The organism is Gelidibacter maritimus, from assembly GCF_014062315.1.
In the GTDB taxonomy this organism is placed as follows: domain Bacteria; phylum Bacteroidota; class Bacteroidia; order Flavobacteriales; family Flavobacteriaceae; genus Gelidibacter; species Gelidibacter maritimus.
This window is the reverse complement of record NZ_JACGLT010000004.1, coordinates 31,340-46,888: the sequence shown is the minus strand read 5'-3', so window position 1 is coordinate 46,888 and position 15,549 is coordinate 31,340. Positions and strand designations below refer to the sequence as shown.

Sequence of the window (15,549 nt, the reverse complement as noted above, 5' to 3'; positions counted from 1 at the left end):
GCAAAAATTACGTTACTCAATTTTTTAATTCCGTAGCAAAAAAAAACAGGTTCAATTGTTATTGAACCTGTGTTTATATAATATTTCTATTATGGTTGTATCAACTAACAACCATCATTTCTTAAGCCTCACAACTCGCACAGTCTTTCTTCTGTGCAAACTTCTGCGCAGCATTCATACTGTGTTGGTAGTAAAGTGATTTCAATCCCAATTTCCAAGCGGTAACGTGAATTTTATTGATCTCCTTAACCGGCATTTCCGGATGCACAATGATGTTTACTGATTGGCCCTGATCAATATGATTCTGACGGTTGGCAGCTTGATAAATCAAGTCCAATTGGTCAATTTCCGAATAGGTTTTGAACACATCCTTTTCGTGATCGGTCAGGAAATCAAGATGCTGTACAGAGCCATCGTTGTTACGGATATCTCTCCAAACTTCCACATTATTATAACCTTTCTCTTCCAATAGCTCCTCCAGATAGGAGTTCTTGATCGTGGTTTTCACCTTTGCGATATCCTTCACATATACATTGGACCAAATCGGCTCAATACCTTGTGATACTTGACCCAAAATAAACGCCGATGATGTGGTTGGCGCAATGGCGTTCAACGTAGCATTCCGTCTGCCGTAGCCTTTAAGAACTGCTGGTTCTCCAAATTTCTCTGCCAACTCTTCTGAAGCTTTATATGATTTGTCTTGAATCACCTTAAAGATTTCACTGTTCAGGTTATAGGCTTCCTGACTGTTTAATGGCAACATTTTTGACTGTAGCAAAGAATGCCAGCCCAAAACACCAAGACCTAAGGCACGATTGTCCTTGGCAAAGTTATAGGCGCGTTCCATAAACAGAAACGTTTGTCGGTCTTCTCTACTATCAGAATCACGGTAAGTTTCCAATTTATCAACAAACTCGGTAATCACTGCATCCAAGAAATAGACCATAGTCTCTACCGCATCCGTATCTTTCCACTTATCATAATGCAATAAATTCACGGAGGAAAGCACGCAGACAAAAGACCAATCGTCATTGGACGGCAACATAATTTCCGTACATAAGTTACTGGCATAGATCGGAAGATTTTTGTCCTTATAAACATCGGCAGCACCAGTATTGGCATTGTCCTTAAAGAAAATGTAAGGATAGCCCATTTCGCCTCTTCGTTGAAGCACTTTAGCCCAAATAGAACGTTTTGCTTCATCGCCAGCAATCATTTCTTCCATCCACTCGTTAGTGACCGTCACACCGTGGGTCAGTTCCTGAATAGGATTCCCCTCCGTACCTATCTCCAAAAACTCCATGATGTCTGGATGCTCCACCGGCAAATATGGTGAAAAACGACCACGTCTCACAGATCCTTGACTCACAACATCTACCATAGATTCAAACAACTGCATGATATGTACGGCACCAGACGCTTGTCCGTTATTTTTTACTTCAGCACCACGATGACGGATTTTCCCAAAATACCCTGAAGTTCCTCCTCCGAGTTTAGACATCATGCCCACTTCAGATTGTGTATAAAGAATATTGCCCATGTCGTCACCAATATGCGATCCGAAACAGCTGATGGGAAGGCCTCTTTTCTTTCCGAAATTTGACCAAACTGGCGATGCCAAAGAGAAAAACCCTTCAGACATATAGCCATAAAATTTATCCGAATATCCAGGGATACCCAAAATTTGTTCGGCTCTATCGGCTATTTCACGAATACGTTCTTCAGCGGTAACACCTGGCGTTAGATAACCAGAGGCCAAAAAGTTACGGCTATGCTCATTAAGCCATTCAAAACCTTGTGATTTTGATTCTTCCTTTTTTTGGAGCGCTTCTTTTCGAGCGTTTACAAGGTTGTCAGTTTCTAAATTTGTTTTTGATGTTTGTGTGTCGAGGGTTTGGTTCAGATTGTTCATTTAAAAAAGGTCATCACTGGTTATACTTTGAGTTCTTTTACTGTAATTGATAGAGCGTTTCACGAAGAAGTCGCCATGCTTGGTCCCGATAATCTCGTCATCAAACCATTCTGTTTGTGCAATCAAGCTTTCGTCTATCTCAAATATTTTTGCTATCCCTATGCTCTCAAGGGAATTGTTAAATCGGTTCTTAATAAATTCATTAACCACGGCTTTTGGGAGGAAGTCCAACTCGCCATCTTCAAAAATCCAATCCACGATCCTGCTTTCAGATGCAAAAGCTTCTTTACAGACTTCCTGAATCATCGTGTTATAGCTGTCATCAAACCAATCTGGATTTTCGTCTTTGATTATTTTAATGAGATCAATTCCAAAATCGCCGTGAATTTGCTCTTCCTTAGAAGTTGCTTCTACCACATTAGAAATTCCTTTTAGCATATTCTTATGCTTATTAAAGGCCATAATGATTAAAAACTGAGAGAACAATGAGACATGCTCGATAAAGAGGGAGAATAACAAAACCGATTCGGCATACTCCTTATTATCTTCGCTTTTGGCGTTTTTAAGTGCGGTTTCCAAATATTGGACCCGCATCATAATGGCTGGCTTTTTCTTAAGAGTTTTAAATTCTTCATTCAGACCTAAGATTTCCAAGAGATGGGAATAAGCGTCATGGTGGCGCACCTCACTTTCGGCAAATGTGGCGCCTACGGAACCAATTTCCGGTTTTGGCATTCGGTGATAGATATCTCCCCAGAAACTCTTAACGGCAACCTCAATTTGTGAGATGGCAAGCATGGTGTTCTTGATAGCACTGCGCTCCACTTCCGTCAAACGCGTTTTGAAATCCTGAATATCACTTGTAAAATTAAATTCGGTATGGATCCAATATGAATGTCGGATGGCTGGCACATATTCATAGAGTGCAGGATACTCGTAAGGCTTCAGATTGATACGCTTTTCAAAGATGTTTAGTTTACGTCTTTGGGTCTGTTGATTTCTATAAAGTATATAGCCTTTTGCAACATCAAAAAATCCGCTTTCCATCAATTTTGTTTCCACAAAATCCTGAACCTCCTCTACGGTAGGAATATAGTTCCCATCCTGACGTTTCCGTTCTAGAAGTGCTTTATAGACCGTTTCAGATATGCGTTGTGCATCTTCCGGCCCTCCATGGTTTGCAGCGGTCATCGCTTTCAATATCGCATCAGTAATCTTTTGTAAATGAAAGGGTTTTGTGGCAAAATCCCTTTTAATCACCTGGGTAATCTCCATACAAATAAGTGCTAAAAATTAGAAAAAATCTCGAAGTGTAAAGATGCCTATTTTATAGATGACTTTTAGAGCATAGTAAAAATTGTTGTCAAATGGTTATCAACAATTGATAATAGAAAGAAAAAAATTAAGGCTGTAACCTCTAAAAACCAACAGCTATTTTTGAAACAAAATTAATCTAATAATGTGCTCATAGTTGCTTCAATAAGTTGAAATATCACATTTTAAAAGCATTGAAATTTTTGAATTCAAACATCATCATGATGACATTTTAGATCTATACGATGTTTATAAAATACTAATAACAACTCAATTTCACTTTTAACAAATTAACCCATGAGAACTAAAATTATTTTACTACGTTTTACCTTAATGACTTTTATAGGTATAGCCCCATTATCGGCTCAGATTCCAACCTTTACTTGGGTAAAGCATACTGTTGGAGCGGAGCGGGGCCGCATTAATAGCAATGCTATCACCTCCGATGCCGATGGCAATGTGTACACCATTGGTAGATTTTCTGACACGATCGATTTTGGCTTGGGAGACGTCAAAGCTGAACTAACCTCTGCGGGTCAGGATGATATATTTATTCAAAAATTAGATCGTGACGGCAATTTCCTTTGGGTAAAACAAATGGGGAGCACAGGATTTGATGAAGGAACGTCAATCACTATTGATAAAATAGGAAACTTGATCAGTACAGGTTACTTTGTAGGAACGGTGGATTTTGATCCCGGCGTCGGAGCGGCGACATTAACATCAGCAGGTAAAAGCGATGTATTTATTTTAAAACTAGATCCTAACGGGAATTTTATTTGGGTAAAGCAAATGGGAGGTCCAAAAAGCGAGGAATGCAATGCTGTCACTACAGATGACGCCGGAAATATTTATGCCACAGGAAGTTTTTCCACCACTGCCCATTTCGATCCGGGATCCGGAATTGCGAATCTAACCGCTGTTGGCGAAGAAGATGTCTTTGTCTTAAAATTGGATCCGGAAGGACATTTTATCTGGGCCAAACAAATGGGTGGTACTGACGATGACGAGGGTTTTTCCATAGCCGTCGATACAAAAGGGAATGTCTTTACTGGCGGATATTTTCGGGACACAGCCGATTTTGACCCAGGGACGGCAACCCATCTTTTAACCTCCGAGGGAAGAAGAGACATCTTTATCCAAAAACTTGATTCCGATGGAAATTTCCTTTGGGCACATCGTTTCGGAAGTCTGGAACGCGACTCTGCCGAAGCGATTTCAGTTGACAGCGATGATAATGTAATTCTTACCGGGAGTTTTAACGGTTCGGTAGATTTCGATCCTGGAACTGAAACTTTAATTTTGGAGGCTGAAGGTTATTATAACACTTTCATCCAAAAAATCACAAACGACGGAGATTTACTATGGGCAAAAAAAATTGGGGGCCCGGGAAATAATTATGGACGGTCTATTACTGTGGATTCCAACCGAGATGTTTACACTTTTGGATTATTTACCAGTACTGCAGATTTCGACCCTGGTGCTGGAACTTCGTATTTAACATCCGCCAGAGCTTTTGACATGTATATTCAAAAACTGGACAGGAATGGCAACTTTTTGTGGGTTGCACAAATTGGTGGTATGGGTGATGGGCGGGCCAGTTCGATTGCCATTGATGCAAGTGCGAACCTCTACACAACGGGATCTTTTAGAGGTGATTTAGATTTCGATCCTAGCACGGGAAACCATACTATTGACGGTGGAGAATTGTCGGATCTATTCGTTCAGAAATTCGGTCAACCTCAACTAAACATTTTAGAAAATTCGCTATCTGAAACATTCGTAATACATCCCAATCCTACAAAAGGTGCATTTGCGGTTGAATTTAAATCTGTTCAAAAAGCAATGAAAGCAAGAGTGTTTTCAGTGACCGGTAAAATGCTAATGGAAAAAGAATTTCGAAATACGAAATACCTAGAATTGCAACTTGAACATGCCGCCGGAATATATCTTCTGGAATTAACCAATTCACAAAACCAGAAAGCAACGGTCCGCATTTTAAGACACTAACTTTTTAAAGAAGAATGTGTTAATTTGTTAACAATCGTCTAAGGTAGTTTATTTGAGCCAGTGGTTCCAGGTTGTCCATTGGCCTACTAATATCACACTTTGTTAAAAATTTTTTCGGGATTTACGTTTTATGGAAAGAGACGCATAAAAGTTATGAAACGCTCTGTTTTATTTATTTTTCAAACGGTTACGCAACATACAAAGTACCCCAATTTCCTCTTTGGACAGGTTTTCGGCATCTTTGAGCAAGGCTTGGATTTCCTTTTCAAAATAATGCAGCGTACGACCCTCTAAATAGTCGTCGATAATACGCGGATCAATGTAGGAACTACGGGCGACGGCCGGCGTATTGCCCAAGCGTTCTGACACTTGGTTAACGGCCTCCTTAATGTTTTTGTCCAATAACTTTTGGTCGCTTTCTTCCACCACACCCAATTCGCCCAAAGCAATGGCAGCAATCATCGTACCGGCCCAAGTGCGAAAGTCTTTTGCCGAAAACTCCTCTCCCATGACTTCCCGAATAGGAATTAAGGTCGTCACTTTTGACGTCCACAATGTTACCATCTTCATCCAAGTACTTCAAGATCTCATACCCGGGCATGTCGTCAATGGCTTTGACTATTTTAGCAAGTTTTTTATCCACCACGTGTTTTTCCTGTTCTTTCCCCGACTTTCCTGTGTAGGAAAAAAATAAGCTCGTCGCCATTTATTGTTAAATGTTTGTTCCGAATGGTGGTAAGGCCGTACGATTGGTTTTCTTTGGCGTAAACCTCACTGCCCGGTCTTAAAAATGCCGACTCCATCAACCGGAGCATGGTGGCTAAAACTTTATAGCGAAAGAACTTTCTCTGTCTCAGATGCTGTCCGGTCACCCGCCTCATATGCTCCAACTGATCGTCGAAAGCAATAATCCTATCTAATTTTTCGCCATTTTGATGTTCAATATAATCGGGTGGATAAATGTACTGTTTTCGGTCCTTGTCATCCCGCCCAGTCACCAGCAAATCGGCCTTAGTGTTTGCATTGATTTATACCTCGTTCCATGCAGATGGAATCACCAAGCGTTTGATCCAATCCCGGATCTCTCCAACTTTGACGGTAGCACCGTTTTCGTTGCGATAAGTAAAGTCTTTACCACGCTATTTTCTGTAGTACATGCTATAATTTTGAATTAAACTTAATATAAAACGTGGTTGTTACTCATAAAAAATGCAACACATAAGTATTTTTTTCCGTAACGAAAAGACAAGGTTACGCCTCCAAAAGCATTAAGCATGCATAGTATAGAAAGTAGGTTCACAGAGCCAGGATATCTTTTAACCATTATTTTTCCAACGGAAGGTAGACTTAGTCCATTTTTGTAAAGAGGCGTAAAAAGCTTAATTTTGGTAGCATCTTTTTAACAGGATTACGGATTATCTTTCGCTAACTTAAATTTTGCACCATGCGCAGCATTTCCCCGCTCTTAGTATTGTTTTTGTTATTTTATTTGGGATTTCAAAGCTGTGCCGTAAAAAAATCGGAGCCTGCTACCCCACCTAATATTATTCTGTTTTTAATTGACGATATGGGCCTGATGGACACCTCGGTCCCTTTTTTGACCGATGCTGCCGGCCAGCCACATTCTTATCCTTTAAACGATTTTTACATCACCCCAAACATGGAAAACCTTTCCGCACAAGGCATTCGGTTTACTAATTTTTATGCACATTCGGTCTGTTCGCCATCACGTACCTCGATAATGACGGGACAAAATTCGGCACGGCACGGAGTGACCAACTGGATTCGTTCAGAGTCTGACAATCGTACTACTTATGGGCCCTCGTCGTGGAACTGGAAAGGCTTGACCAAGGCATCTCTGACCCTTCCCCGACTTTTACAAACGCTCGGTTATAAAACCATTCACGTGGGCAAAGCGCATTTTGGACCGTTTGATAGCGAAGGCGAAGATCCGCTTAACATTGGTTTTGAGGTCAATATTGCAGGCAGTTCTATTGGGCAGCCGGGCAGCTATTTGGGTACCGAAGGCTTTGGCCATACGGGCGGTAATAAAAGCAGGGCCGTTCCGGGACTTGAAAAATACCACGGGAAAGACATCTTTTTAACTGAAGCCTTAACGTTGGAAGCCAATCAAGCCATTTCCGAAGCCAAAAAAGACGGTAAACCATTTTTTCTCAATATGTCACATTATGCCGTGCATGCTCCGTTTTATTCCGATAAGCGTTTTGCCGATCATTATAAGAATTCGGGGTATTCAGATCAAGCTCAAGCTTATGCCACGCTTATTGAAGGCATTGACAAATCTCTCGGAGATATTATGCAACACGTCAAAGAGTTGGGAATTGGAGAAAACACTCTTCTGATTTTTTTAGGCGACAATGGATCGGATGCCCCACTTCCTATTGAAGATAATTACAGCAGCTCCTCCCCTTTAAAAGGTAAAAAAGGAAATCATTGGGAAGGCGGTATGCGGGTTCCATTTATTGCAGCATGGGTAACTCCCGATGTCAAGAACAAAAACCAACAATTACTACCCATTTCCCAAGGAGCGGTACAGCCCCAATTGGGGACCATATTGGATATTTTTCCAACCATTAATCGCGTGGCCGGAGTGCAAACGCCACCCGCCTATCCACTTGACGGTTTTGATCTGCATCAGCAACTTTCCGGAAAGTACAATCAAGATCGGGACCTAATCTTTTTAAACCATTTTCCACATGGCGACCATAGAAGTAATTATTTCACGAGTATGGTTCAGGCTGATTGGAAATTGGTTTATCATTACCATCCCGAAAGCAATCAGCCCAGCTACGAACTTTTTTACTTAAAGGACGATCCGTTTGAAAGCAAAAATTTAGCGGACACCCAGCCAGAACGCCTCAAATCCATGATGCAGGCCTTAGCTAAAGAACTGGCCGACAAACAGGCCCTTCTCCCCGAAAAAGATAATCATCCTTTACCATTGATAATCCCTGAATAAAACAGATCTTTTACGGTTCAATAAAGATGAAGAACGACAACATAAACCCTATATTACCGACCAAAAAATCAACAAAAAACCATCCTGAAACTCTGGTTGGTCTGTCAAATTTGCAGGAACTAAAATCTATCCAGCGTAAAAAAAACCATAAAAAACACCCACATCGGCAAGCACGAAACTCATCGTCTACGTCAACAATGACTTAATCTTAAGAACCTTGGCAAAAACACTATATACCATTTATGTCATCGAACTTTCCAAGCGTGTATTTACAGAAAACACAAAATTTCGGAAGGCCAATCCACAGTTTAATGGTGTGCTGCAATGTTTGTACGTTGGTCAGACCAGCAAAACACCAAAAGAGCGCTTCCTTCAACACAAATCAGGCTATCGCAATAAAAAAGGCCATAAATTATCGGCCAACCTCGTGGAAAAATACGGTTTATATTTAAGGCCAAGTTTATACACCCATATCGATCCATTTCTGACCAGAGCGGAAGCCGAGGAAGCAGAAGAACAGATTGCCTTAGAGCTTCGTCGGGAAGGTTATGCGGTTTGGTTTAATTGAATTAATTGATCGTCTTAAAACCTTAAGTCACACGGATCTTTCTCCCTTTCGCATTTAATATAATAATAAGATCCTAACTTGAAAACTAAAGTATTTCCAAAAACCAAATAAAACATTTTCATTTTATCTTAATGAAAATTAAAAACCCCGAGAAGTAAATCCCGAGGTTCTTAATACTTTGACTATTTAATTGTTACTGAACAATTAAGCGTTTATTGACGATTCGTCCGTCTTGTTTTAGACTTACAAAATAGACGCCGCTATCCAATGGGCTCTTTGGGTGAATAGCAATTTTATTCGCATCAAATTGGGTTAGGGCTGTAAAAACTGTTTTGCCCAACATATCAGTGATGCTCACTGTGACTTTTTTGCCTTCAAATTGCGCAGCGCTCAGATAAAATGAGGCTCCTGATGCTACGGGATTGGGATGTAATTGAATAGCTTCATCCTTATTAAAATCCTCAACAGACAAAGGAGCGCCGTTGCTTACTTCTAAACCAAAGGTGCCCGATTCTGAGCCAAGAGCCGCCACTTGAATATAATAAAGGGCGCCTGGAGTGAGTTGGTCAAGATCAGGCAGTGCAGAGCCTCTAAATTCCACGCCCTCCTTCTCTGCATCACAAAAAAGCTGATTTCCAAGCGTAGACATATCAGTACAGTCGGTAGGTGCATTATATACAGCAATTGTATAATGTTCCAATGTTCCAGAAATGGTGTTAAAAACCACCTTACCACTTGTTGGTGCAACAAATTTAAACCAAGCGGTCTGTAAATTATCAGTGATGTTCCAACACACTCCAAAAGGTTCGTCCGGTTGCACTGTTCCATTTATTATGGTAAAAGCATCCGCAGCAGAAGTCTCATCGAGGGTTAGAGGTATGGCATCACATAAATCATCATTATTCTCCTTGGTCAAAAACGTAATTGGGCCAGCGATAACACTGTCGCCGTCGCTGCCACCACATTGTGCTTGGACATAGAATTCATACTCGGTATTTGGTTCGAGATTATTTAACATTGTACTTGGCGTTCCGTTAACTTCATGCGTTTGAAAGGTGTTTGGATCCTGAAGATCAACCCCTGTTTTGCCGTACATCACCAACCAGTCGTTTTCCGCTCCTTTAGAAGTCCAAGAGATGTCTGCCGTTGCCGCCGACACATCATCAACCTGCAAGTCTTGAGGTTTTGCACATGGCGAAATGGGCTCCCAGTGCACATCATCCAAATAGATGAAATAATAGTAATCACGTCCATCATAATTGGCGTATGCACTAATACCGATGTATTCCCCCTCATAGCTTTGATCAAATTTTACAACATACTCGGTAAACTCCGTAGGCGACGGGATGGTTTCAATAGATTTAAATTTGGCCATATACCCTGTACCACTTACCGTTCCAATCCTTAAAAAGGTAAAACTATGCCCTTGTGGTTGAAAAATAGGCGATTTAAATGTGAACCGCAATTGGTGATCACCATCAGAGAGATTATTAACTTTTGGAGAAATTAATGTTTTAGAGGCGCTGCTCATAAACGAATCATGACGACTATAGAAGCTAAACACATGCGGTGCCGAGGGTGCCGTCGGATTTTCACGAACTTCCTCGTGATTGGCAATATGACTATCATTCCCCACAACCCTCCAACAGTACGGTACCATTCCGGCACCTGTAGTGTCAAAGTTTTCTGTGAAACTATCAACGGCCTCGCATTCCGTCCAAAATTTCTCCGGCCCCGTTAAAGTGCTGTTTCCATCACTACCATTACATACGGAGTGAACATAAAACTCGTAGGTATTATGAATGTTTAGATCGGTCAACATAAGGTTGGGCGCACCGCTAACTTCTATGGCTGTGCCTTGGGTTAACGGATCAAAGTTTTCAATATTACTATACGTCACTACCCAATTGGTTTCATTGGCTCCAGGTGTCCAAGAAATATTTGCGCTATCTGACGACACGGCATCCACCGTTACATTTGTAGGTCGGAAACAGCTGGGCGCTTCCAATGAAATATTATCAATGAAAAGCTGATGACTTACAGCATTCAACGTGCCTTTTATCCCTATAAAATAGACACCGTCATTATCTGGTGTAAACGTGCCAAAAATATCCTGATAGCCATCGGAAGTTATTTCGGTGGACGGAATAATTTCCGTAGTCATTGCCATTGCCGAATCATCCGTTCCAAGACTTGCCATAACAGTTGCTACACTTCCTGAATCGGAGTTTTCATCATTCTTCATAGCATAGAAACTTAACTGGTAAGTCGTTCCACCCGTCAACTCAAAGCTATGAAAAATCCAGTTCTCATTATTATAATCAAGTCGCGCAAAATAACCTCCAGCATAAGTATTATACCACTCATCTACGGCTTGCCATTGGCTCGTACCTGAGATACTCTCATGCGTCCAACAACCGTCCAACGGCCGCCTTGGCAAGTAGCCTTCCTCAAAGCCTTCATGGAATGGTAGGCTTGGCGAGCAGAGGGTCTGAAAATTAATTGGACCAATAAAAACGCTGTTTTCAGTGGCATTACATTGGGCCTGCACATATACCTCATAGGCCGTATTTGGCGTCAGTGTAGGTAAAGTTACTTCAGGACTATCGGTAACAGAAATGGTATGCCCTTCGGTTTCAGGATCAAATCCAATCACATCGCTATAGCTTACCAACCATTCATTTTCATTGCTGTTGCCTGCAAGCCAAGACACATCAGCACTGGTATTTAGGACCTTATCAACCATTAGGTCAGAGGGTTTTAAACAGGTGGGGATTGGTTCCCAACTAACGTTATCCACATAGAGGTTGGTGGTAGTGTACGCGGTTCCAAAGTTAACCTTAAAAGCAATATGGGTATCTGTATAACCTGCATCAAAATTGATGATATATTCATTATAATCTACACCACTGATCATTCCAAAGGTCTCAATGGACGTAAAAGTCGTTTCATCATCCGGATCAGTCATGGTACCAATGCTCATAGTTGCAGATTCACTTCCGCGTGCCATAAAGCGCAAACGGTGGGTGGCATTAGATAGGTTGTTAACTTGAGGTGAAACCAAATAGAAATCGGCTGGATTTGCCACATTGTTCTTAAAATGGAAGACATTTGGTGCCGAAGGCGATGTACTACTTGATTGTACACCCAGGGATGTGACAGGTCGGACGGAATTGATCAATAATGTATTCCAACATTCGGGAACGGAACCTCGTCCTGTGGTGTCAAAATTTTCCATAAAATCACTTACGGGATCACATGGTGCCATCTGTTCCAAGAGCTTCATTGAAGCTTGACTCGGACTTGCCATTAAAAAAGTCAACAGTAAACTGCTTAAAAAAGTAAAGTTTTTCATCATAAATAGAATTAGTTAGATTATCGTGTGGGGAGATAATAACAGGTGATTAAATGCCATGTGAATGCCTTCAAATAATCAAACACGTTTATAATGAGGGAAATGGATATTGAAAAACTTTTAATCCAAGAATAAACAGAAATCACCACTACTAAGAGAGATGAAAGGATGCTAACGACGAAGACATCAGCGACCAATATAAGTAAAATACATGATTGTAACCAAACTGATCATTACCAAAATTGATTAATTCGATGTTCTACACGTCTTATAACTGGGGTCTAATTTACACAGCGAACTTATAACCAGAAAGTTAGAATCAAAATCTGGGTTTTTGTTTTTTAAAAAACTTAGTAGGGCAAAAAATTGTTTGAAACTTACACAATCTCAATTGTACTATATCCAGACCCTGTTTTCTCCAATCGGATTTGAGTTGTGATCCGCTCCTTTAAGGCTTCTACGTGCGAAATCACGCCAATAGATTTGTCGCCCTCGTTTTGCATTTTCTCCAAAATAGTAATGGCTTGATTTAAAGTCTCCGGATCTAAAGTACCAAAACCTTCATCAATAAAAATAGATTCAATCTTGACGTTTTTTGCGGCCAAATCAGATAGCGCAAAGGCCATGGCCAAACTTACCATAAAGGTTTCGCCGCCGGATAAAGTGTTAATGGATCTTCGGGCATCCCCTTGATGACTGTCAAACACTTTTAAAGAATCATTTTTATCGGCTTCATCTGCGGTTGGGATGTCCAAAAGATAGCGGTCGCTCATATCTTTTAAGCGCAGATTTGTATAACCAATTAATTGTTCGAGGGTTAAATCCTGAACGAAATTTGAAAATCGTTTACCACTGGAGTCGCCAATTAACCCATTCATGGTTTTCCATAAGTTTTCTTCCTTCTTCAGGTCTTTTAACTTTTCAAGTAGCACTTGTTGTTTTTCCTTGGCTTTTGCATCTGCTTCCAAGGTGGTTTTTAGCCTGCCAATCTGTTGGTTCAAACTACCGAACGCCTCTTCCAATTTGGCGTAATCAGCTTCCAAAGCGGACAAGGGAGCATCGGACTTGATCAACTTTTTATATAACGCAATTTCTTTGATTGCGTTGTCCTTTTCTGTAGTTAATCGCTCCTGTCGCAATTCTATGCGTTTCTTTTTATTTCGGATGTCCTCTGCCTGTGATTCTGTTAAAATAAACGATTTTAATTGCTGCAGCGACGCAATAGCCTCCTTGTCTAAAATGGCGTTCAACTGCTTATTAAAAAGGTCTTTCTCTTTGGATGCAGTCTCCAGTTTTGCTTTTAAAGTCGCCAAGGTCCGATTTGAATTTTTGATATTCTCGAGATTGGCTGACCACCCAGAAAGTAATCTTTGAACTTTGCCGTCTAAGCCATCACCCTCGAAAAGTTTTTTTCGTTTTGCTTCCTTCTCAGTTTTTAATTCAGTGCTCTGTTGCCACTGTTTGGCAACCTGATTTAGATTTTCCAATAAAGTCCGTAATTCAAAGGCCTTTTTCACTTGCTCAACCAGCTGCACCTCCTTCATAAGCTGGTTTTCTAAATCCTGAAGGGCCTGAGCATCAGGAATATCTTTTAGCCTTAAGGCTTTGCAGAGTTTTTCAACCTCATCGAGTTGCGGTGCAATCAAGGCTTTAAGTTCCGTAATCTCTTTCGATAAAAGCTTGCTTCTTTTTACTTCGTTTTCCCAATTGGTCTGTGTAGCCGTTTTTAAGGCACGCTTGGTGGTCAATAATTCCGATTTCGATTTGAGGAGGGTTTCTTGCGGATTAAAAACTGGTTCGTTTATAGCAAACGGATGTTCCAAGGCGCCGCACAGCGGACAAGCTTCGCCATCCACCAAAGCAGTTCGGTGCGCCTCCAAACTTTGGTGTTTTTTACGATGCTCTTCGGCTTTGGTCAATTGCTCGACCTTAGTCTCCAAGAATTTTAATTCGTCAGTTAAGACTTTGAGCTGGCCATTATATTTTTCAACCAACTCTCCACAGGTTTTCAACTCGGACGCTTTGGAGTTTTTATTTTTTAATTCGGAATTATAGTGGGTCAAGGCTATTTTGAGCGCTTGGATCCGTTGCGATTTTTCTCTAAACTGAATTTCCTTTTCCTCTGCAGCCGCCTTAGTATAGATCTGGGATTTAGCTATAAAATTTTCAATTTTTTCCTCGATTGGATGAATCCCCTCCTTAAAAACCTTAGGTTGGGAATCCCAACGAAGGCGTTGCGTATCTTTATTAACATCGGATAGGATTTTTTTGACCGTGTCTTCGTGCAGCTTTGCCTCTGCCCGCGCCAGATCCTCTTCTTTTTTTAGTTCGACCACCTCTTTATTAAATGCGGTCAGGGCGTTGACAAGGTCTTCCGCAGTCAATTCGCGCTTTACTAAAATCGAGCCTTCTTGAAGCAGACGCTCCTTTTCTCTGATGATGTTGGTTTGGTTGACCTTTTCGCGTTCGAGTTCTCCAGTCTGCTCCTTAAGGTACTTTTCTTTTTGATCAACCTCCGAAATCAATGGGGCATGTACCACATATTTCGTGTGGTTCTTTAAAGTGACTTCTTCCTTCTTGAAGTTTTCGATATCTTGAATCAACTCCTTTTGCTGGGCTTCATTTGTAGCTAATACCGTTTGGTGTTTAAGAATGCCCTTCTGGTTTTCAATCTCCAGTTTTAAAGCATCCAATTCTTTTTTTTGACTGACTTTGGATGCATTTAAAGCGATTTCCTGAGCTGTTAATTTCTTTCTATCCTCCTCTTGCAGCAATTCGACCCCTTCAAGCCTGACCTCATGCTTAAAACGTAAATCCAAAACTTCTCTATATCTTCTGTACACGGCAATACCAATTGCTCTATAGTCTTTTGCACCCGTAATATCTTCCAGCAATGTATTGCGTTCATCCCTCTTCGCCTGTAATAATTTGCTGAATTGCCCTTGAGACAATACCATCGCCTTTACAAACTGATCATAACTGAGCCCGATTAATTCTTCATTTTTAACGGGCACCGCAGATTTTCCACTCTCAAGAATTGCACCAGTGGCCACATCGATGATTTCCTGCTTTCTATCGTTAAGATTGTTGTTCCGATTTCTTTGAATCGACCAATGCGAGCGGTAGGTTTTTTGTTTGACGATATATTCTACCTCAGCATAGCAATCGGTGGCATTACGGGTCATAATTCCTCCTTCATGATCAATTACCGATTTACTGATGGAGCCTATCCGGGGGACTTTATTATATAGCGCCAATGTAATGACATCCAGCAAGGTCGATTTCCCAGAACCTGTAGCACCAGTAATCGCAAAAAGTCCGCTTTCTGCCAAAGGCCCAGATAAAAAATCGATATGATGTTCGCCACGAAGGGAGTGAATATTTTTAAAACTGATTTTACTGATTTTCAT

9 protein-coding genes are annotated in these 15,549 nt (G+C 40.9%); 3 read left to right on the top strand and 6 right to left on the bottom strand.

The features are described 5' to 3' along the window. Positions 1-121 precede the first annotated feature (121 nt). Together H3Z82_RS06385 and H3Z82_RS06380 are read right to left on the bottom strand one after the other, a co-directional pair. Positions 122-1,912, bottom strand: coding sequence for a ribonucleoside-diphosphate reductase subunit alpha (locus H3Z82_RS06385; RefSeq protein WP_182203828.1), 1,791 nt, complete (start codon positions 1,910-1,912; stop codon positions 122-124). Further along, positions 1,913-3,187 (bottom strand): ribonucleotide-diphosphate reductase subunit beta, encoded by a 1,275-nt coding sequence (locus H3Z82_RS06380; RefSeq protein ID WP_182203825.1) that lies wholly within the window; start codon positions 3,185-3,187, stop codon positions 1,913-1,915. Positions 3,188-3,523: 336 nt separating this feature from the next. Here H3Z82_RS06380 and H3Z82_RS06375 point away from each other — a divergent pair, with 336 nt between their 5' ends. Beyond that, complete coding sequence (locus tag H3Z82_RS06375; RefSeq protein ID WP_182203823.1) at positions 3,524-5,236, top strand: SBBP repeat-containing protein; 1,713 nt, start codon at positions 3,524-3,526, stop codon at positions 5,234-5,236. A gap of 168 nt (positions 5,237-5,404) precedes the next feature. Here H3Z82_RS06375 and H3Z82_RS19515 read toward each other — a convergent pair whose 3' ends face one another. Both H3Z82_RS19515 and H3Z82_RS19510 read right to left on the bottom strand, forming a co-directional pair. Continuing rightward, positions 5,405-5,806: a hypothetical protein gene (locus tag H3Z82_RS19515; protein ID WP_220459138.1), complete on the bottom strand. Its 402-nt coding sequence runs from the start codon at positions 5,804-5,806 to the stop codon at positions 5,405-5,407. A gap of 65 nt (positions 5,807-5,871) precedes the next feature. Continuing rightward, positions 5,872-6,234 carry a hypothetical protein gene (locus tag H3Z82_RS19510; RefSeq protein WP_317172435.1) on the bottom strand — a complete coding sequence of 121 codons (363 nt, stop codon included), beginning with the start codon at positions 6,232-6,234 and terminating at the stop codon, positions 5,872-5,874. A gap of 446 nt (positions 6,235-6,680) precedes the next feature. On the opposite strand from H3Z82_RS19510, the gene H3Z82_RS06365 reads away from it, so the two are divergent. Both H3Z82_RS06365 and H3Z82_RS06360 read left to right on the top strand, forming a co-directional pair. After that, complete coding sequence (locus H3Z82_RS06365; protein WP_182203821.1) at positions 6,681-8,216, top strand: sulfatase-like hydrolase/transferase; 1,536 nt, start codon at positions 6,681-6,683, stop codon at positions 8,214-8,216. Positions 8,217-8,433: 217 nt separating this feature from the next. Then, positions 8,434-8,784, top strand: coding sequence for a GIY-YIG nuclease family protein (locus H3Z82_RS06360; RefSeq protein ID WP_182203818.1), 351 nt, complete (start codon positions 8,434-8,436; stop codon positions 8,782-8,784). A 193-nt stretch (positions 8,785-8,977) separates the two neighbouring features. Here the strand turns inward: H3Z82_RS06360 and H3Z82_RS06355 are convergent, their stop codons facing one another. Both H3Z82_RS06355 and H3Z82_RS06350 read right to left on the bottom strand, forming a co-directional pair. Then, a complete protein-coding gene (locus H3Z82_RS06355) occupies positions 8,978-12,142 on the bottom strand; it encodes a fibronectin type III domain-containing protein (RefSeq protein ID WP_182203816.1) in 3,165 nt (1,054 codons plus the stop codon). A gap of 374 nt (positions 12,143-12,516) precedes the next feature. Further along, a complete protein-coding gene (locus H3Z82_RS06350; RefSeq protein ID WP_182203814.1) occupies positions 12,517-15,549 on the bottom strand; it encodes an AAA family ATPase in 3,033 nt (1,010 codons plus the stop codon).

Excerpts from the sequence above, each read along its gene's own strand:
- H3Z82_RS06375 (WP_182203823.1), top strand. The coding sequence starts at position 3,524 with ATGAGAACTAAAATTATTTTACTACGTTTTACCTTAATGACTTTTATA.
- H3Z82_RS06385 (WP_182203828.1), bottom strand. The coding sequence starts at position 1,912 with ATGAACAATCTGAACCAAACCCTCGACACACAAACATCAAAAACAAAT.
- H3Z82_RS06380 (WP_182203825.1), bottom strand. The coding sequence starts at position 3,187 with ATGGAGATTACCCAGGTGATTAAAAGGGATTTTGCCACAAAACCCTTT.
- H3Z82_RS06365 (WP_182203821.1), top strand. The coding sequence starts at position 6,681 with ATGCGCAGCATTTCCCCGCTCTTAGTATTGTTTTTGTTATTTTATTTG.
- H3Z82_RS19515 (WP_220459138.1), bottom strand. The coding sequence starts at position 5,806 with ATGAAGATGGTAACATTGTGGACGTCAAAAGTGACGACCTTAATTCCT.
- H3Z82_RS06350 (WP_182203814.1), bottom strand. The coding sequence starts at position 15,549 with ATGAAAATCAGTAAAATCAGTTTTAAAAATATTCACTCCCTTCGTGGC.
- H3Z82_RS06355 (WP_182203816.1), bottom strand. The coding sequence starts at position 12,142 with ATGATGAAAAACTTTACTTTTTTAAGCAGTTTACTGTTGACTTTTTTA.